Source organism: Streptomyces hygroscopicus subsp. hygroscopicus, assembly GCF_030269125.1.
GTDB lineage: Bacteria > Actinomycetota > Actinomycetes > Streptomycetales > Streptomycetaceae > Streptomyces > Streptomyces hygroscopicus_C.
Genome location: NZ_BSSM01000028.1, coordinates 1 through 19,494 on the forward strand (window position 1 = coordinate 1; position 19,494 = coordinate 19,494).

The following is a 19,494-nucleotide window of genomic DNA, read 5'->3' on the forward strand; positions in this document are numbered from 1 at the left end:
TCCGCCCTGTGCTTCTCCTCCCCACACCCCCCAAGACCGGCCCGGAGCCCACGCCCACCCCCTCCAAGCCCCCCTGGCCGACTACCCCCGCATCCTCGCCGCGGCCGCCACCCATCGCGCCCCGGACCGGCTTGCCCGGCATCTCGTCACCGTCGCGGATGCCGTGCTGCCCTTTCTGACCTGTGTGCTTCCGATCGGCGAGGAGAAACCCTCGGCCGCCCACCGGGCCCGGCTCGCGCTTGCCGAAGCGGCCGGGACGGTGCTGGCCGGCGGCCTGTCCCTGCTCGGCATCGACGCACCCGAACATCTCTGAGGGACCCGAGAGCAGATGTCCCCCGGAGAGAGACAGAGAGTCTGAGAGCCACCGTCATGAGCCGTTCCGCCCATCCCGCCGGGCCCCGTCACGCCGACGTCCTGCCCGAGGGGCACTACTCCGCGCCGCCCACCGACCTCAACGTGCTCGACCACAAGGTCTGGGCGCAGACCGTCGGCCGCGGTGAGGACGGGGTCGTCACCGTCGGCGGGGTCCCCGTGACCCGGCTCGCCGAGGAGTTCGGCACGCCCGCGTACGTCATGGACGAGGCCGACTTCCGGGCGCGGGCGCGCGCCTGGCGCACCGCCTTCGGTCCGGACGCCGACGTGTTCTACGCCGGGAAGGCCTTCCTCTCGCGTGCCGTCGTGCGGTGGCTGGAGGAAGAGGGTCTGAATCTCGACGTCTGCTCCGGCGGCGAGCTGGCCACCGCGCTTTCCGCCGGGATGGACCCCGCGCGCATCGCCTTCCACGGGAACAACAAGTCCGTCGCGGAGATCACCCGCGCCGTGGAGGCCGGCGTCGGGCGGATCGTGCTCGACTCCTTCCAGGAGATCGTGCGGGTCGCCCACATCGCGCAGTCGCTGGGCAAGCGGCAGAAGGCGCAGATCCGCATCACCGTGGGGGTCGAGGCCCACACGCACGAGTTCATCGCGACCGCCCACGAGGACCAGAAGTTCGGCATCCCGCTCGCCGGCGGGCAGGCCGCCGAGGCCGTGCGGCGTGCGCTCCAGCTGGACGGACTCGAACTGATCGGCATCCACTCCCACATCGGTTCGCAGATCTTCGACATGTCCGGCTTCGAGGTCGCCGCCCACCGCGTCGTCGGACTGCTCAGGGACATCAGGGACGAGCACGGCGTCGAACTGCCCGAGATCGACCTCGGCGGCGGCCTCGGCATCGCGTACACCAGCGACGACGACCCGCGCGAGCCGCACGAGATCGCCAAGGCGCTGACCGAGATCGTCACCCGGGAGTGCGAGGCCGCCCGGCTGCGCACGCCCCGCATCTCGGTGGAGCCGGGCCGCGCGATCGTGGGCCCGACCGCCTTCACGCTCTACGAGGTCGGCACCGTCAAGCCGCTGGAGGCGCTGCGCACGTACGTGTCCGTCGACGGCGGCATGTCCGACAACATCCGGACCGCGCTGTACGACGCCGAGTACAGCGTCGCCCTCGTCTCGCGGGCCAGCGACGCAGAGCCGATGCTCGTCCGGGTCGTCGGCAAGCACTGCGAGAGCGGGGACATCGTGGTCAAGGACGCGTTCCTGCCCGCCGATCTCGCGCCGGGCGACCTGATCGCCGTACCGGCCACGGGGGCGTACTGCCGGTCGATGGCCAGCAACTACAACCATGTGCTCCGGCCGCCCGTCGTCGCGGTGAGGGACGGCGAGGCCCGGGTGATCGTCCGGCGCGAGACGGAGGAGGATCTCCTGCGTCTCGACGTCGGGTGAGGTGAACCACCGCGGGGCGGAAGATCTGCGGTCTTCCGGCCCCGCGAAAATGAAATAAACGTCTCAGGATCCGGACGAAGGGTAGAAACTCCCGTCCGGTGAGTGAGACTGGTCCAACCGTAGACGGTAAGAGGAAACGAGGTCGGATGATGCGTACGCGTCCGCTGAAGGTGGCGCTGCTGGGCTGTGGGGTTGTTGGCTCAGAGGTGGCGCGCATCATGACGACGCACGCCGACGACCTCGCCGCCCGGATCGGAGCGCCCGTCGAACTCGCGGGCGTCGCCGTCCGGCGGCCCGCCAAGGTGCGCGAGGGCATCGACCCGGCCCTCGTCACCACCGACGCCACCGCGCTCGTCAAACGCGGCGACATCGACGTCGTCGTCGAGGTGATCGGCGGGATCGAGCCCGCCCGCTCGCTCATCACCACCGCGTTCGAGCACGGCGCCTCCGTCGTCTCCGCGAACAAGGCCCTGCTCGCCCAGGACGGGGCCGCCCTGCACGCCGCCGCCGAGGAGCACGGCCGGGACCTCTACTACGAGGCCGCCGTCGCCGGTGCCATCCCGCTGATCCGCCCGCTGCGCGAGTCCCTGGCCGGCGACAAGGTCAACCGGGTGCTCGGCATCGTCAACGGCACCACCAACTTCATCCTCGACAAGATGGACTCCACGGGTGCCGGCTACCAGGAGGCCCTGGACGAGGCCACCGCGCTCGGGTACGCCGAGGCCGACCCGACCGCCGACGTCGAGGGCTTCGACGCCGCCGCCAAGGCCGCCATCCTCGCCGGGATCGCCTTCCACACGCGCGTGCGCCTGGACGACGTCCACCGCGAGGGCATGAGCGAGGTCACCGCCGCCGACTTCCGCTCGGCCAAGGAGATGGGCTGCACCATCAAACTGCTCGCCATCTGCGAGCGGGCGCAGGACGGGGCGTCCGTCACCGCGCGCGTGCACCCCGCCATGATTCCGCTGAGCCACCCCCTCGCCTCCGTGCGCGGTGCGTACAACGCCGTCTTCGTGGAGAGCGACGCCGCCGGGCAGCTGATGTTCTACGGCCCCGGCGCGGGCGGGTCCCCGACCGCTTCCGCCGTCCTCGGCGACCTCGTCGCCGTCTGCCGCAACAAGCTCAACGGCACCACCGGGCCCGGCGAGTCGGCGTACGCCGCGCTGCCCGTCTCCCCGATGGGCGACGTCGTCACGCGGTACCACATCAGCCTGGACGTGGCCGACAAACCGGGTGTCCTCGCCCAGGTCGCCACCGTCTTCGCCGAGCACGGGGTGTCCATCGACACCGTTCGGCAGCAGGGCAAGGATGGCGAGGCCTCCCTCGTCGTCGTCACCCACCGGGCCCTCGACGCCGCCCTTTCCGGCACCGTCGAGGCGCTGCGCAAGCTCGACACCGTGCGGGGTGTCGCCAGCATCATGCGGGTTGAAGGAGAGTAACCAGCAATGACCCACCAGTGGCGCGGAATCATCGAGGAGTACCGGGACCGGCTGCCGGTTTCCGACACCACGCCGGTCGTGACGCTCCGCGAGGGCGGCACGCCCCTCGTGCCCGCGCAGGTGCTCTCCGAGCGCACCGGCTGCGAGGTCCACCTCAAGGTGGAGGGCGCGAACCCGACCGGGTCCTTCAAGGACCGCGGCATGACGATGGCCATCTCCAAGGCGAAGGAGGAGGGGGCCAAGGCCGTCATCTGCGCGTCCACCGGCAACACCTCCGCCTCCGCCGCGGCGTACGCCGTGCGGGCCGGCATGGTCTCGGCCGTGCTGGTGCCGCAAGGCAAGATCGCGCTCGGCAAGATGGGCCAGGCCCTGGTGCACGGCGCGAAGATCCTCCAGGTCGACGGCAACTTCGACGACTGCCTCACCCTCGCCCGCTCGCTGAGCGACAACTACCCGGTGGCGCTGGTCAATTCGGTCAACCCGGTGCGCATCGAGGGCCAGAAGACGGCCGCCTTCGAGATCGTGGACATGCTCGGCGACGCGCCGGACATCCATGTCCTGCCGGTCGGCAACGCGGGCAACATCACCGCGTACTGGAAGGGCTACAAGGAGTACGCCGCGGACAAGATCGCCCTCCGGACGCCCCGGATGTGGGGGTTCCAGGCCGCCGGCAGTGCCCCGATCGTGCGCGGCGAGGTCGTGAAGGACCCGTCGACCATCGCCACCGCCATCCGGATCGGCAACCCGGCCTCCTGGCGGCAGGCGCTCGCGGCCCGGGACGAGTCCGGCGGCGCCATCGACGAGGTGACGGACCGTGAGATCCTGCGCGCCTACCGGCTGTTGGCCGCACAGGAGGGCGTCTTCGTGGAGCCCGCCTCCGCCGCCTCCGTCGCCGGTCTGCTCAAGGCCGCCGAGCAGGGCAAGGTCGACCCGGGCCAGCGCATCGTGTGCACCGTCACCGGCAACGGCCTGAAGGACCCCGACTGGGCCGTCGCCGGCGCTCCCCAGCCGGTCACCATCCCGGTCGACCCGGCCACCGCGGCCGAGCGCCTCGGCCTCGCCTGAGGTACCCGGCGCACCGGGGTTCTCCCCCGACGACGCCGGGGTTTTCCCTGACAGGATGCACAGGGGGCTTACGACACGCATCGTGCGCCTCCTGTGCGCCCTATGTCGCTACTGAACCTTCCTTCGATACGCTGTACCGAACCCGCTTGTTGCATATGCACTGCGCATAGGGGCAACGCCGCGCCGTCTGCGCGGCCGAGGGTCTCCACGTACGTATCGAATGTCTTTGACAGTCACGCAGCTCAAGGAGAGTCATCGAGCGATGGCCGGTCCAGCCTTCCGTGCCGCCGCCGTCCGGGTGCGCACCCCCGCCACCAGCGCCAATCTCGGTCCGGGCTTCGACGCCCTGGGCCTCGCGCTGGGGCTCTACGACGACGTCGTCGTCCGGGTGGCCGACTCCGGGCTGCACATCGACATCGCGGGTGAGGGCAGCGAGACCCTGCCGCGTGACGAGCGTCACCTCCTCGTCCGTTCCCTGCGCACCGCCTTCGACCTGCTGGGCGGCCAGCCCCGCGGCCTGGAGATCGTCTGCGCCAACCGCATCCCGCACGGCCGGGGCCTCGGCTCCTCCTCCGCCGCCATCTGCGCCGGCATCGTGGCCGCCCGCGCCGTGACCATAGGCGGCGAGGCCCGGCTGGACGACGCGGCCCTGCTGGCGCTGGCCACCGAGATCGAGGGCCATCCCGACAATGTGGCCGCCTGTCTGCTCGGCGGATTCACCATTTCCTGGATGGAGTCCGGCGCGGCCCGCGCGATCAGAATGGATCCCGACGATTCCATCGTTCCGGTGGTTTTCGTGCCCGGAAAGCCGGTACTGACGGAAACCGCCCGCGGACTGCTGCCGCGCACCGTTCCGCACGTCGACGCCGCCGCCAACGCGGGCCGTGCCGCGCTGCTCGTCGAGGCCCTCACCCGGCGCCCCGAACTGCTGCTGCCCGCCACCGAGGACCGTCTGCACCAGGAGTACCGCGCCCCGGCCATGCCGGAGAGCGCCGCGCTGGTGGAGCGGCTGCGGGCGGACGGGATCCCGGCCGTCATCTCCGGCGCCGGACCCACCGTCATGGCCCTGACCGACGCCGGCACCGCCGACAAGGTCTCCCACCTCGCGGGTGAGGGATGGGCCGCCAACCGGCTGGACCTGGATATGCGGGGAGCGAGCGTGCTTCCGCTTGCGCCCTGAAACACGGTTGCCGGATTTGGAGAGGGGGAATGTTTGATGGATCCGGTAGTGTTAATCTCAAGTCTGCACCCGACCCCACCATGGCGAGGTGCCGCGTGTCCCCGTCCGGGACAGACATTCTTCCGGGAGCCCCCCACGCCACTCCGTGTTCCGCGCGTCGTACCTGGGCAGTACGTCGTATGCGGGCACTGAGCCGGCCGCAGGGCATGCTCCGGAACAGGTGCTACCACGCCACGTGACACCGGGTGCCACGGCTCGCGGAAGCGCCATCACCGCACATTTCTCTTCCGCCGCGTTGGCGGACCACCGCCCCGGCACGGTTCACCGAAGACAGAACCGTAGCCGGACAGCACAACCGGTCGCCGAGCCAGACAGGCCGACGTCCGCTCCAGGGAAGGACCCTTCGTGAGCGACACCACCGATCTGATGGGCGCACGTGTCGAGGAGACCGCTGCCGCGCCCGCCACGGACGCCTCCGCGCCTGCCACCGGTGCCGGCTCCCGGCGGCGCCGGGGTACCGGCCTTGAGGGCATGGTGCTGGCCGAGCTGCAGCAGGTCGCCTCGGGCCTCGGCATCAGGGGCACCGCGCGGATGCGCAAGAGCCAGCTGATCGAGGTCATCAAGGAGGCGCAGGCCCAGGGCGGCGCCCCCAAGGCCGAGGCCGCAACCGAGACCAAGCCGAAGCGCCGGGCCACCTCCAAGGCCCGCACCGGCGAGAGCGCGGACGGCGAGCAGAAGGCGGCCAAGGCCGAGGCGCCGGCCGAGAAGGCACAGCAGCAGATCGAGATCCCGGGTCAGCCGGCCGGGGGCACCCGCGCGGGCGAGGCCGAGCGCGGGGGAGACGAGGCGCCGACCGAGCGCCGCCGTCGTCGCGCCACCGCGGAGGCCGGCAGCCCGGCCGCGAGCGGTGCCGAGCAGGCCGCCACCGAGACGAAGACCGAGGCCCGCGGCGACGCGAAGGGCGAGGCCAAGGCCGACGCCCAGCAGTCGCAGCAGGGCGAGTCCGCGAAGAACGACGCCGGTGACGGCGAGGGCCGTGGCCGCCGCGACCGCCGTGAGCGCGGCCGTGACCGTGACCGCGGTGACCGCGGCGACCGCGGCGACCGCCGCGGCAAGGGCGACGACCAGCAGGGCGGCCAGCAGCGTCAGCAGCAGGGCCAGCAGGGCGGCCGCCAGGACCGGCAGCAGGACGACGACGACTTCGAGGGCGGCCGCCGTGGCCGGCGCGGCCGCTACCGCGACCGCCGTGGCCGTCGTGGCCGTGACGAGATCGCCGAGCCGCAGGTCGCCGAGGACGACGTCCTGATCCCCGTCGCGGGCATCCTGGACATCCTCGACAACTACGCCTTCATCCGGACCTCCGGCTACCTGCCGGGCCCGAACGACGTGTACGTCTCCCTCGCCCAGGTCCGCAAGAACGGTCTGCGCAAGGGTGACCACCTCACCGGCGCGGTCCGCCAGCCGAAGGAGGGCGAGCGCCGCGAGAAGTTCAACGCGCTGGTCCGCCTCGACTCCGTCAACGGCATGGCGCCCGAACACGGCCGTGGCCGCCCGGAGTTCAACAAGCTGACGCCGCTCTACCCGCAGGACCGCCTCCGCCTGGAGACGGACCCGGGCGTGCTGACGACCCGCATCATCGACCTCGTCTCGCCCATCGGCAAGGGCCAGCGCGGTCTGATCGTGGCCCCGCCGAAGACCGGCAAGACCATGATCATGCAGGCCATCGCCAACGCGATCACGCACAACAACCCCGAGTGCCACCTGATGGTCGTCCTCGTCGACGAGCGTCCGGAAGAGGTCACCGACATGCAGCGGTCGGTCAAGGGCGAGGTCATCTCCTCGACCTTCGACCGCCCGGCCGAGGACCACACCACGGTCGCCGAGCTGGCCATCGAGCGCGCCAAGCGCCTCGTGGAGCTGGGCCACGACGTGGTCGTGCTGCTGGACTCCATCACGCGTCTGGGCCGCGCCTACAACCTCGCGGCGCCGGCTTCCGGCCGCATCCTGTCCGGTGGTGTCGACTCGACCGCGCTGTACCCGCCGAAGCGCTTCTTCGGTGCCGCGCGCAACATCGAGGACGGCGGCTCGCTGACCATCCTCGCGACGGCGCTCGTGGACACCGGGTCGCGCATGGACGAGGTGATCTTCGAGGAGTTCAAGGGCACCGGCAACATGGAGCTCAAGCTCGACCGGAAGCTCGCCGACAAGCGCATCTTCCCGGCGGTGGACGTGGACGCGTCCGGCACCCGCAAGGAGGAGATCCTGCTGGGCGCCGAGGAACTGGGCATCGTCTGGAAGCTGCGCCGAGTGCTGCACGCCCTCGACCAGCAGCAGGCGATCGAGCTGCTGCTGGACAAGATGAAGCAGACCAAGTCGAACGTCGAGTTCCTGATGCAGATCCAGAAGACGACGCCGACCCCCGGCAACGGCGACTGACCTTCGGGTACCCGCCGAGAGAGGCCGTTCCTTCGGGGGCGGCCTCTTCCGCGTGTGCAGCGAGACCTTTGCCACAAGGACTACGCACCGTGCCGGTTCGGAGACATACGACAACCGGGCACGAAACCCCAGGTGAGAGCCGTGCCTCCGACGCGGTCGACTACGGACGGTGCCCATCGCCGCACGCGGTGGGCACTCTGCGTCGTGCAACGCTGTCCCGAGTTTCTCCGTCCTCCCGCACGGAGGGACGATGGAGCGGTGACGACCGCGCCTGACCCTGACCGCAGGGGGTAACCGATCGACGAGACCTAGGAGTGCCGTGTCCGCCGACAGCATGCCGGAACCCGCCATACCCCAGCCCGGCGCCCAGGAGCCCGGCCGACGGGGCCGCGACCGGCGCCGCAAGCCCCGCGGCACCGGCCGCAAGGCCCTGCTGGCGACGGCCTGGACGGCCGCCGGTGTGCTGGTGCTGGGCGGCGCGGGCGCGGGTTACGTCTACTTCAAGCTCAACGGCAACCTGCACAGCGTCGACATCAACCAGGTCCTCGGCAGGGACCGCCCCACGAAGATCGACAACGGCTCCGAGAACATCCTGGTCCTCGGCTCGGACAGCCGAGCCGGCTCCAACAGGAAGCTCGGCGGCGGCACGGACGACGGCAGCGCCCGCTCCGACACCGCGATGATCGTGCACGTCTACGAGGGCCACAAGAAGGCCGCCGTGGTCTCCATACCCCGCGACACGCTCGTGGACCGGCCCGCGTGCACGGACGCCAAGGGCACCACGCACCCGGCCGCGACCGGCGTGATGTTCAACGAGGCGTACTCCACCGGCGGCGCGGCCTGCGCGGTGAAGTCCGTCGAGTCCCTCACCGGCATCCGCATGGACCACTACCTGGAGGTCGACTTCGCGGGCTTCCAGCGGCTCGTCGACGATCTCGGCGGCGTCCCGGTCACCACGACACGGGCCATCGACGACCCGCAGTCCCACCTGAGGCTCCAGGCCGGCACGCACACCCTCGACGGGCAGCAGGCCCTCGGCCTCGTCCGCACCCGGCACGGCGTCGGCGACGGCTCCGACCTGGGCCGCATCCAGCTCCAGCAGGCCTTCGTCAAGGCGCTGCTCGGCCGGGTCGAGAACGTCGGCGTCCTCAGCGACCCCAAGAGGCTGTACGACCTCGCCGACACCGCCACCAAGGCCGTCACCACCGACTCCGACCTCGGCTCGGTCAACTCCCTCATGGACTTCGCCGACGGTCTCAAGGGCATCAGCGCCCAGCACATGACGATGGTCACCGTGCCCGTCCGGTACGACCCGGCGAACCCCAACCGGGTCCTGCTGGAGAAGTCGAAGGCCCAGCTGGTGTGGAACGCGCTGAAGCACGACCGCCCGATCCCGGGGGCGGCCACGAAGGGGGCGGCGACGGGCGAGGCCAACGGCGTGGTGAGCGGCTGAGCCAACGGCGTGGTGAGCGGCTGAGGGGCGGCCGGGAGCCCGCCTCACGCCGGGGGGAATAGAACAACCGCACCCCCGGTTTTGGGGGATGGCCCCAGTCCTGGCAGACTGGTACGTCGGCCCCGGTTCACGCTCCCGCATCCCGCGGCGGCGACCCGGCGCCCTCCCGGAAACTAGGAGAAACCTTGAAGCGCGACATCCACCCCGAGTACGTCGAGACGCAGGTCAGCTGCACCTGTGGCGCGTCGTTCACCACCCGTAGCACCATCGAGTCCGGCACCATCCGGGCCGAGGTCTGCTCCGAGTGCCACCCGTTCTACACGGGCAAGCAGAAGATCCTCGACACCGGTGGCCGTGTGGCCCGCTTCGAGGCCCGCTTCGGCAAGGCTGCCGCCGGCTCCAAGAAGTAGCGAGCCCCCATTCGCCGGTCCACGGCCGTACGTCCGCGAGGGCGTGCGTCCGGGACCGGCGTTTTTGGTCGCCCGCCCCTTCCCTTCACCGCAGTACAGGAGCCGAAAGATGTTCGAGGCAGTCGAGGAACTCGTCACCGAGCACGCCGACCTCGAGAAGAAGCTCGCCGACCCGTCGGTCCACGCCGACCAGGCGAACGCGCGCAAGCTGAACAAGCGCTATGCCGAGCTGACCCCGATCGTCGGCACGTTCCGCTCCTGGAAGCAGGCAGGCGACGACATCGAGACGGCGCGCGAACTGTCCGCCGACGACCCCGAGTTCGCCGCCGAGGTCAAGGAGCTGGAGCAGCAGCGCGAGGAGCTGACCGAGAAGCTGCGCCTGCTGCTGGTCCCGCGCGACCCGAGTGACGACAAGGACGTCATTCTGGAGATCAAGGCGGGCGCGGGCGGCGACGAGTCGGCGCTGTTCGCCGGCGACCTGCTGCGCATGTACCTGCGCTACGCGGAGCGCGTCGGCTGGAAGACCGAGATCATCGACGCCACCGAGTCCGAGCTGGGCGGCTACAAGGACGTCCAGGTCGCGGTGAAGACCCGCGGGCAGACCGAACCCGGCCAGGGCGTGTGGGCGCGGCTGAAGTACGAGGGCGGCGTGCACCGCGTGCAGCGCGTGCCGGCCACCGAGTCCCAGGGCCGTATCCACACCTCCGCCGCCGGTGTCCTCGTCACCCCCGAGGCCGAGGAGGTGGACGTGGAGATCAACCCGAACGACCTCCGCATCGACGTCTACCGGTCCTCCGGCCCCGGCGGCCAGTCCGTCAACACCACGGACTCCGCGGTGCGCATCACCCACCTGCCCACCGGCGTCGTCGCCTCCTGCCAGAACGAGAAGAGCCAGCTCCAGAACAAGGAGCAGGCCCTGCGCATCCTGCGCTCCCGGCTGCTCGCCGCGGCCCAGGAGGAGGCGGAGCGGGAGGCCGCGGACGCCCGCCGCAGCCAGGTGCGCACCGTCGACCGCTCCGAGAAGATCCGTACGTACAACTTCCCGGAGAACCGCATCTCCGACCATCGTGTCGGCTTCAAGGCGTACAACCTGGACCAGGTCCTGGACGGCGACCTCGACGCGGTCATCCAGGCCTGCGTCGACGCGGACTCCGCGGCGAAGCTCGCGGCAGCGTAAGGCGACGCCGCCTTAAAGCAAATACGAGTGCTTGCAGACTTCCGGAGGACTTGCGTGAACCTGCTGCTCGCGGAGGTGGCCCAGGCCACCCAGCGGCTGGCCGACGCCGGCGTGCCCTCGCCGCGCACCGACGCGGAGGAGCTCGCCGCGTTCGTGCACGGCGTCAAGCGCGGCGAACTGCACTCCGTGAAGGACGCGGACTTCGACGCCCGGTACTGGGAGGTCATCGCCCGGCGTGAGCAGCGCGAGCCGCTCCAGCACATCACCGGGCGGGCCTACTTCCGCTACCTGGAACTCCAGGTCGGGCCCGGAGTCTTCGTGCCCCGGCCGGAGACCGAGTCGGTGGTCGGCTGGGCCATAGACGCGGTGCGCGCCATGGACGTGGTCGAGCCGTGCATCGTCGACCTGTGCACCGGCTCCGGGGCCATCGCGCTCGCCCTCGCCCAGGAGGTGCCGCGCTCCCGGGTGCACGCCGTGGAGCTGTCGGAGGACGCGCTGCGCTGGACCCGCAAGAACGTGGAGGGGTCCAGGGTCGACCTGCGCCAGGGCGACGCCCTGACCGCGTTCCCCGACCTGGACGGCCAGGTCGACCTGGTCATCTCCAACCCGCCGTACATCCCGCTCACCGAATGGGAGTACGTGGCACCCGAGGCCCGCGACTACGACCCCGAACTCGCGTTGTTCTCGGGGGAGGACGGCCTCGACCTGATCCGCGGCATCGAGCGCACCGCGCACCGGCTGCTGCGGCCCGGCGGGGTCGTCGTCATCGAACACGCCGACACCCAGGGCGGACAGGTGCCGTGGATCTTCACCGAGGAACGGGGCTGGGCCGACGCGGCCGATCACCCCGACCTCAACAACCGGCCGCGGTTCGCCACCGCCCGCAAGGCGCTGCCGTGATCAGCGCCGAGATTTCAACCCCGCAGTTTGTGTACGAGGAGGCCCGTTAAATGGCACGGCGATACGACACCAACGACGCGACCGACCGCGCGACGGGTCTGCGCGAGGCCGCGTCCGCCGTCCGCCGGGGCGAGCTGGTGGTGCTGCCGACCGACACGGTCTACGGCATCGGCGCCGACGCGTTCTCCTCCGAGGCCGTGGCCGATCTGCTCGCCGCCAAGGGCCGGGGCCGCAACATGCCCACCCCCGTGCTCATCGGCTCCCCGAACACCCTGCACGGCCTGGTCACGAACTTCTCCGAGCTGGCCTGGGAACTGGTGGACGCGTTCTGGCCGGGCGCCCTGACGCTGGTCGCCAAGCACCAGCCGTCCCTCCAGTGGGACCTGGGCGACACCCGCGGCACGGTCGCCGTGCGCATGCCACTGCACCCGGTCGCCATCGAGCTGCTCACCGAGGTCGGCCCGATGGCGGTCTCCTCCGCCAACCTCACCGGGCACCCGGCGCCGGAGAACTGCGACGCCGCGCAGGACATGCTCGGCGACTCCGTCTCCGTCTACCTCGACGGCGGCCCGACCCCGGGCAACGTGCCCTCGTCCATCGTGGACGTCTCCCGCGACGTGCCGGTGCTGCTGCGCGCGGGCGCGATCTCCGCGGACGAGCTGCGCAAGGTCGTACCCGACCTCGAGGTGGCGAATTGACGGCCCCTGAAGCGGGGCGTGGCATAGGCATCGGGGAGCGCCCCGCGGAGGAGACGACGACCTTCGGGTTTCCGCGTGACACCTTCCGCATCCTCCACGTCAGTACCGGCAACGTGTGCCGCTCGCCCATCACCGAGCGGCTGACCCGGCATTTCGTCGCCGAGCGGCTCGGTGTGCTCGGCGGCGGGCTGATCGTGGAGAGCGCGGGCACCTGGGGTCACGAGGGCGCTCCGATGGAGGCCAACGCGGAGACCGTGCTGGCCGAGTTCGGCGCGGACGCCTCCGGCTTCATGGGCAGGGAGTTGCTGGACGAGCACGTCATCCGGGCCGACCTGGTCCTGACCGCGACCCGCGACCACCGCGCCCAGGTCATCTCCATGGGCCATTCGGCGGGCCTGCGCACGTTCACCCTCAAGGAGTTCACGCGCCTGGTCCGGGCGATCGACCCCGCGACGCTGCCGCCGCTGGAGGACGGCCTCGTCATGCGGGCACGTGCCCTGGTCCGCGCGGCCGCCGCCCTGCGCGGCTGGCTGCTGGCCCCCACGGCGGAAGCGGACGAGGTCTACGACCCCTACGGGGCACCCCTGACGTTCTTCCGTTCCATCGGCGACGAGATAAGGGACGCGCTGGACCCGGTGGTGACGGCGCTGACGGGCGTGCCCGCACGCATGTAGCGGCGGTGGCGGGGCCCCGCGACGCCGCGCCGCCCGGCCGTGCCGGGCCTACATTGGGGATACGTCACCGTCGACCGCCCGGAGTCCGTTATGTCGGTCATCACCCCCTACGAGGCCGATGTTCTGCGGGAGCAGGACCCTGAGCTGGACGAGATCCTGTGGGGAGAGCTGCGGCGGCAGTCGACGTCGCTGCAACTGATCGCGGCGGAGAACTTCACCTCCCGCGCCGTCCTCGCCGCCCTCGGCTCGTCGCTGGCGAACAAGTACGCCGAGGGCTACCCCGGCGCCCGCCACCACGGCGGCTGCGAGATCGTGGACATGGCCGAGCGGCTGGCCGTGGAACGCGCGAGCACGCTCTTCGGGGCCCAGCACGCGAACGTACAGGCGCACTCGGGCTCCTCCGCCGTCCTCGCGGCGTACGCGGCGCTGCTGCGCCCGGGGGACACCGTCCTCGCCCTCGGCCTGCCGTACGGCGGCCACCTCACCCACGGCTCCCCGGCCAACTTCTCCGGCCGCTGGTTCGACTTCGTCGGCTACGGCGTCGACGCGGAGACCGGGCTGATCGACCACGACCAGGTGCGTCACCTGGCACGGAACCACCGCCCGAAGGCGATCGTCTGCGGGTCGATCGCCTATCCCCGGCACATCGACTACGCGTTCTTCCGCGAGGTCGCCGACGAGGTCGGCGCCTACCTGATCGCGGACGCCGCCCACCCCATCGGCCTCGTGGCCGGCGGCGCCGCCCCGAACCCGGTGCCGTACGCCGACATCGTGTGCGCGACCACGCACAAGGTGCTGCGCGGGCCCCGCGGCGGCATGATCCTGTGCGGGAGCGAGCTGGCCGAGCGCGTGGACCGGGCCGTGTTCCCGTTCACCCAGGGCGGCGCGCAGATGCACACCATCGCCGCCAAGGCCGTCGCGTTCGGCGAGGCCGCGACCCCGGCGTTCGCGGACTACGCCCACCAGGTGGTCGCCAACGCCCGCACCCTGGCCGGCCACCTCGCCGAAGAGGGGCTCGCCGTCACCACCGGCGGCACGGACACCCACCTGATCACCGCCGACGTGGCGCCGCTCGGCGTGGACGGCCGTACCGCCCGCGGCCGGCTCGCCGCCGCCGGGATCGTCCTGGACTGCTGCGCGCTGCCGCACGGCGACGGCCGGGGCCTGCGCCTGGGAACCGCCGCGGTGACCACCCAGGGCATGGGCGAACAGGAGATGGCGCGGATCGCGAAGCTGCTCGCCGCGGTGGCCCGCGGGCAGACGGAACCGGCCGGGGCTCGGGCGGAGGTACGGGAGCTGACCGGCGCGTTCCCGCCGTATCCGGAGTGACCGGAGGGGGGTGCGTGGCGCCGCTCACAGCATGGTGTGCAACCATCCTGGCTACCCGTAAGTCCCCATCCATATACGCCCGCCGCTAGGCTGTGACGCTGTGATGGCCAGCGAGACCTGTGGGGAAGCCCGTGCGTGAATACCTGCTGACGCTCTGCATCACGGCCGCGGTGACGTACCTGCTGACAGGGCCGGTGCGGAAGTTCGCGATCGTGGCGGGGGCGATGCCGGAGATCCGGGCCCGGGACGTGCACCGGGAACCCACTCCGCGCCTCGGCGGGATCGCGATGTTCTTCGGACTGTGCGCGGGCCTGCTGGTCGCCGACCACCTGACCAGCCTCAACTGGGTCTTCGAGAAGTCCAACGAGCCGCGGGCCCTGCTCTCCGGCGCCGCCCTGATCTGGCTGATCGGCGTCCTGGACGACAAGTTCGAGATCGACGCCCTGATCAAGCTCGGCGGCCAGATGATCGCCGCCGGCGTCATGGTCATGCAGGGTCTGACGATCCTGTGGCTGCCCATCCCCGGCGTCGGCAACGTGGCGCTGACCCAGTGGCAGGGCACGCTGCTGACCGTGGCGCTCGTCGTCATCACGATCAACGCGGTGAACTTCGTGGACGGCCTGGACGGCCTCGCGGCGGGCATGGTCTGCATCGCCACGGTCGCGTTCTTCCTGTACGCCTACCGCGTCTGGGTCTCGTACGGCATCGAGGCCGCCGCCCCCGCCACGCTGTTCGCGTCGATCCTGATGGGCATGTGCCTCGGCTTCCTGCCGCACAACATGCACCCGGCGCGCATCTTCATGGGCGACTCCGGCTCCATGCTGATCGGCCTGGTGCTGGCCGCGGGCGCCATCTCGATCACGGGCCAGGTGGACCCGGACGTGATGAACCTGTTCTCCGGTTCCGAGCGCGCCACCGTCCACCAGATGGTGCCGGTCTACATCCCGCTGCTGATGCCGCTGACGATCATCGCCGTACCCGCCGCCGACCTGGTCCTGGCGATCGTGCGCCGCACCTGGCGGGGCCAGTCGCCGTTCGCCGCGGACCGCGGGCACCTGCACCACCGGCTGCTGGAGATCGGCCACTCGCACAGCCGCGCGGTGCTGATCATGTACTTCTGGTCGGCGCTGATCGCCTTCGGCGCGCTGGCCTACTCGGTCAACTCGGCGTCCATGTGGATCGTGCTCGGCGTCGTCTTCCTCAGCGCGGTGGGCCTCGTCCTGCTGCTGCTCCCGCGCTTCACGCCGCGGGTGCCCGTGTGGGCCCAGCGCTTCGTGCCACCGCGGTACCGGCGCCGGCGTGCGGCCGCGGAAGCGGAAGCCGGCCTGGCGGCCGCGGAGGCCGCCGAGGAGGGCGGCTGCGACGAGCCCGGCACCGATGAGCGCGACCCCGTCCCGGCCGGTGTGTCCGGCGTCAACGGGGCGACCGCAATCGGCACTCGCGGGCGTTTTCTCGATCGTTCCTGAGACGGTCAAGGTAAGAATCTGACTAGAGCATTGCCAACTCGTGGGGGAGCGAAGTCCCCCAATACCAGACAAAGCGGCCCGGTTTTTGATCAGACGTGCAGAGCTACTCTCATGTGTGACAGCAAGCACACCTACCAGGTAAAGACCTCATCAAATAGTTTGTGATACGGTTCACGAGAACCCCGGATAGAACCGAAGGACCGTAGTGCGACGGTCCATTGGTGTGAGGTTTCGATCACTCAGCCCGGGACTACGCTCGTCCATGACGACACCTGCCCCCTGTGAAAGCGGAGTTGCCGCCATGCCGTCTTCTGACGCCCGGATCCTGGCCCAGGCCGCCGTACCCACGGCTGTCGTCGGCGCGCTTGCCGCCGTCGTCAGTGGTGTGGTCGCGGGCGGCAAGGGAGCGATCGGTGCTGTCGTCGCGACGGTGGTCGTGGTCCTCTTCATGGGGCTCGGTTTCTACGTGCTCCAGCGCACCGCCAAGTCATTTCCGCAGCTGTTCCAGATGATGGGCCTGATGCTCTACGCGGCTCAGCTGCTGCTGATGGTCATCTTCGTCGCGTTGTTCAAGAACACCACGCTCTTCAACCCGCGTGCCTTCGCCATCACGCTTGTGGTCGCCACCCTCGTGTGGATCGGCGCACAGACGCGGTCGCACATGAAGGCCAAGACCCTCTACGTCGATCCCGACGCCTCGTCCCCGGGCGACAAGCCCGAAAAGACAGGGCGTTCGTCGTGAGAGGTAGGGCCGGGATAAAGGCGCAGAACGCATGCTGCTATCGTCCGGTGCCAACTGCGGCATCGCGGGCGCGGGCATCCGAGCTGACGCCTGACCGATCGCGAGGCGAGATGCCCCCCAGCCGCCCCCACATCCGTAACACCAGTCCCGTGCCGACCCGCGGCCGCACGCCGCGCCGACACAACGAGGTTGCCGTACCTATGCGCCACGATGAAGGAGCCCGCGGTGAGTGCTGATCCGACGCAGACGCTCGCTTTCGACACGAGCTGCCACCTGTTCAGCGGGTGCGGCTTCAACACCGTCGCTCCCGGCCTGCACTCGTTCCTCTTCGAGCCGATCTGGGGGAACACGAACGGCCTCTACTTCAACAAGCCGATGCTGCTGGCCCTGCTCGGCTCCATCATCGTCGTTGGCTTCTTCTGGGCCGCGTTCGGCAAGCCCAAGGTCGTCCCGGGCAAGCTCCAGATGGTCGCCGAGGCCGGCTACGACTTCGTGCGCCGCGGTGTCGTCTACGAGACCATCGGCAAGAAGGAAGGCGAGAAGTACGTCCCGCTGGTCGTCTCGCTCTTCTTCTTCGTCTGGATGATGAACCTCTGGTCGGTCATCCCGGTCGCCCAGTTCCCGGTCACGTCGATCATCGCGTACCCGATCGTCCTGGCCGCGATCGTCTACATCGTCTGGGTCTCCCTCACTTTCAAGCGGCACGGATTCGTCGGGGCCTTCAAGAACTTCACGGGCTATGACAAGTCGCTCGGCCCGGTGCTGCCGCTGGCCATGACGATCGAGTTCTTCTCGAACCTGCTGGTCCGTCCCTTCACGCACGCCGTACGACTGTTCGCGAACATGTTCGCCGGCCACACGCTGATCGTGCTCTTCACGATCGCCAGCTGGTACATGCTGAACGGCATCGGCATCGCCTACTCCGGCGTGTCGTTCGTGATGACGATCGTCATGACCGCCTTCGAGCTCTTCATCCAGGCCGTCCAGGCGTACGTCTTCGTCCTGCTGACCTGCTCCTACATTCAGGGCGCGCTCGCCGAGCACCACTGAGTCAGTCCGCCCCGAAACCCCCGGTCGTCCGGTGGCCAACCCCCACCGGTCCGTAAAGAAAAGGAAGAACTGGCATGTCCCAGACCCTTGCCGCTGTCACTGGTTCGCTCAGCTCCGTCGGTTACGGCCTTGCGGCCATCGGCCCCGGCGTCGGCGTCGGCATCATCTTCGGTAACGGCACGCAGGCCCTCGCGCGTCAGCCCGAGGCTGCGGGCCTGATCCGCGCCAACCAGATCCTCGGCTTCGCGTTCTGTGAGGCGCTGGCCCTGATCGGCCTCGTCATGCCGTTCGTCTACAAGTAAGACGAACGTCAGCGACAGCCCTAATCGACGAAAGGCACTGAGATGACCCACTCATGGGTTCAGTTTGCGGCGGAGCAGGAGAATCCCCTCGTTCCGCCGTGGCCGGAGCTCGTCATCGGCCTGATCGCCTTCGTCATCGTCTTCGGCTTCCTCGCCAAGAAGCTCCTCCCGAACATCAACAAGGTTCTGGAAGAGCGCCGCGAGGCCATCGAGGGCGGTATCGAAAAGGCCGAGGCCGCGCAGACCGAGGCCCAGAGCGTCCTTGAGCAGTACAAGGCCCAGCTCGCCGAGGCACGGCACGAGGCCGCGCGACTGCGCCAGGAGGCGCAGGAGCAGGGTGCCGCGCTCATCGCCGAGATGCGGGCCGAGGGCCAGCGGCAGCGCGAGGAGATCGTCGCCGCCGGTCACGCGCAGATCGAGGCCGACCGCAAGGCCGCCGCGTCCGCGCTGCGCCAGGACGTCGGCAAGCTCGCCACCGACCTGGCCGGCAAGCTCGTCGGTGAGTCCCTGGAGGACCACGCCCGACAGAGCCGTGTGATCGACCGCTTCCTCGACGAGCTCGAGGAGAAGGCCGAGGCCGCGCGATGAACGGAGCGAGCCGCGAGGCCCTGGCAGCCGCACGGGAGCGTCTCGACGCGCTGACGGACTCCACGTCCGTGGACGCGGGCACGCTCGCCGACGAGCTGGCGGCCGTCACCGCGCTGCTCGACCGCGAGGCCGGCCTGCGCCGGGTTCTCACCGACCCGGCGCAGTCCGGAGAGGCCAAGGCGGAGCTGGTCCAGCGCCTGCTCGGCGCCCAGGTCAGCGGCGCTACCGCCGACCTGGTGGCCGGCATGGCCCGCGCCCGCTGGTCGCAGCCCCGCGACCTGGTGGACGCGCTGGAGGAGCTGGCGGACGTCGCCGACCTCACCGCCGCGGAGAAGCGTGGCAACCTCGACGAGGTCGAGGACGAGCTGTTCCGGTTCGGCCGGATCGTCTCTTCCAGCACCGAGCTGCGCGCCGCCCTGACCGACCGCGCCGCGGACGCCGGGGCCAAGACCGAGCTGCTGCACCGGCTGCTCGGCGGACGGGCCAAGCCCGCCACCGAGCGTCTGGTCGCGCGCCTCGTGACCGCGCCGCGTGGTCGTAGCCTGGAAGCGGGACTGGAGTCCCTGTCCAAGCTGGCCGCGGAGCGCCGGGACCGTCTGGTCGCCGTCGTCACCTCGGCGGTGCCGCTGAGCGACGCCCAGAAGCAGCGCCTCGGCGCCGCCCTCGGCAAGCTCTACGGCCGCCGGATGCACCTCAACCTGGACGTGGACCCCGACGTCGTCGGTGGCATGCGCGTGCAGGTCGGTGACGAGGTCATCAACGGTTCGCTCGCGGACCGTCTGGACGAGGCCGCCCGCCGCCTGGCGAGCTAGCCGCGACGCGAC

19 protein-coding genes are annotated in these 19,494 nt (G+C 70.3%); all 19 read left to right on the forward strand.

The window, feature by feature from the left end; genetic code table 11:
- Positions 1-313, forward strand: a 313-nt coding sequence (locus tag QSK45_RS36820) for a DALR anticodon-binding domain-containing protein (RefSeq protein ID WP_285563314.1), incomplete at its 5' end; no start/stop codon positions are given.
- A gap of 56 nt (positions 314-369) precedes the next feature.
- Positions 370-1,761, forward strand: coding sequence for a diaminopimelate decarboxylase (gene lysA / locus QSK45_RS36825; RefSeq protein ID WP_285563315.1), 1,392 nt, complete (start codon positions 370-372; stop codon positions 1,759-1,761).
- 149 nt (positions 1,762-1,910) lie between these two features.
- Positions 1,911-3,200: a homoserine dehydrogenase gene (locus QSK45_RS36830; protein ID WP_285563390.1), complete on the forward strand. Its 1,290-nt coding sequence runs from the start codon at positions 1,911-1,913 to the stop codon at positions 3,198-3,200.
- A 6-nt stretch (positions 3,201-3,206) separates the two neighbouring features.
- On the forward strand, positions 3,207-4,265 hold the full coding sequence (thrC, locus tag QSK45_RS36835; protein ID WP_285563316.1) for a threonine synthase: 1,059 nt from the start codon (positions 3,207-3,209) through the stop codon (positions 4,263-4,265).
- A gap of 262 nt (positions 4,266-4,527) precedes the next feature.
- Positions 4,528-5,445, forward strand: a complete 918-nt coding sequence (gene thrB / locus QSK45_RS36840) for a homoserine kinase (RefSeq protein ID WP_285563317.1) — start codon at positions 4,528-4,530, stop codon at positions 5,443-5,445.
- Between the two features lie 405 nt (positions 5,446-5,850).
- The gene (gene rho / locus QSK45_RS36845) at positions 5,851-7,881 is read left to right on the forward strand and encodes a transcription termination factor Rho (RefSeq protein ID WP_285563318.1); all 2,031 of its coding nucleotides are present in this window, start codon (positions 5,851-5,853) and stop codon (positions 7,879-7,881) included.
- 319 nt (positions 7,882-8,200) lie between these two features.
- Complete coding sequence (locus tag QSK45_RS36850) at positions 8,201-9,334, forward strand: LCP family protein (protein ID WP_285563319.1); 1,134 nt, start codon at positions 8,201-8,203, stop codon at positions 9,332-9,334.
- A gap of 185 nt (positions 9,335-9,519) precedes the next feature.
- Positions 9,520-9,744 carry a 50S ribosomal protein L31 gene (gene rpmE / locus QSK45_RS36855; protein ID WP_019326867.1) on the forward strand — a complete coding sequence of 75 codons (225 nt, stop codon included), beginning with the start codon at positions 9,520-9,522 and terminating at the stop codon, positions 9,742-9,744.
- 109 nt (positions 9,745-9,853) lie between these two features.
- Entirely contained in the window at positions 9,854-10,921 is a 1,068-nt protein-coding gene (prfA, locus tag QSK45_RS36860; RefSeq protein WP_285563320.1) for a peptide chain release factor 1, read from the forward strand.
- Between the two features lie 54 nt (positions 10,922-10,975).
- On the forward strand, positions 10,976-11,821 hold the full coding sequence (gene prmC / locus QSK45_RS36865; RefSeq protein ID WP_182776718.1) for a peptide chain release factor N(5)-glutamine methyltransferase: 846 nt from the start codon (positions 10,976-10,978) through the stop codon (positions 11,819-11,821).
- 50 nt (positions 11,822-11,871) lie between these two features.
- Positions 11,872-12,519 (forward strand): L-threonylcarbamoyladenylate synthase, encoded by a 648-nt coding sequence (locus QSK45_RS36870; protein WP_285563321.1) that lies wholly within the window; start codon positions 11,872-11,874, stop codon positions 12,517-12,519.
- Entirely contained in the window at positions 12,516-13,193 is a 678-nt protein-coding gene (locus QSK45_RS36875; RefSeq protein WP_285563322.1) for an arsenate reductase/protein-tyrosine-phosphatase family protein, read from the forward strand. The genes QSK45_RS36870 and QSK45_RS36875 overlap by 4 nt, the downstream gene beginning before the upstream one ends.
- Before the next feature lie 90 nt (positions 13,194-13,283).
- Positions 13,284-14,522: a serine hydroxymethyltransferase gene (glyA, locus tag QSK45_RS36880; RefSeq protein ID WP_285563323.1), complete on the forward strand. Its 1,239-nt coding sequence runs from the start codon at positions 13,284-13,286 to the stop codon at positions 14,520-14,522.
- A 131-nt stretch (positions 14,523-14,653) separates the two neighbouring features.
- Positions 14,654-15,988 carry an MraY family glycosyltransferase gene (locus QSK45_RS36885; protein WP_285563324.1) on the forward strand — a complete coding sequence of 445 codons (1,335 nt, stop codon included), beginning with the start codon at positions 14,654-14,656 and terminating at the stop codon, positions 15,986-15,988.
- A 301-nt stretch (positions 15,989-16,289) separates the two neighbouring features.
- Entirely contained in the window at positions 16,290-16,730 is a 441-nt protein-coding gene (locus tag QSK45_RS36890; protein ID WP_285563325.1) for a Cg1360 family ATP-synthase-associated protein, read from the forward strand.
- Positions 16,731-16,940: 210 nt separating this feature from the next.
- Positions 16,941-17,780, forward strand: a complete 840-nt coding sequence (atpB, locus tag QSK45_RS36895) for a F0F1 ATP synthase subunit A (RefSeq protein ID WP_285563326.1) — start codon at positions 16,941-16,943, stop codon at positions 17,778-17,780.
- Positions 17,781-17,854: 74 nt separating this feature from the next.
- Positions 17,855-18,082 carry an ATP synthase F0 subunit C gene (gene atpE / locus QSK45_RS36900; protein ID WP_285563327.1) on the forward strand — a complete coding sequence of 76 codons (228 nt, stop codon included), beginning with the start codon at positions 17,855-17,857 and terminating at the stop codon, positions 18,080-18,082.
- A gap of 42 nt (positions 18,083-18,124) precedes the next feature.
- On the forward strand, positions 18,125-18,670 hold the full coding sequence (locus tag QSK45_RS36905; protein WP_285563328.1) for a F0F1 ATP synthase subunit B: 546 nt from the start codon (positions 18,125-18,127) through the stop codon (positions 18,668-18,670).
- Entirely contained in the window at positions 18,667-19,482 is an 816-nt protein-coding gene (locus tag QSK45_RS36910; RefSeq protein WP_285563329.1) for a F0F1 ATP synthase subunit delta, read from the forward strand. Before QSK45_RS36905 ends, QSK45_RS36910 begins: the two co-directional genes overlap by 4 nt.
- The last annotated feature ends 12 nt before the right edge of the window (positions 19,483-19,494 follow it).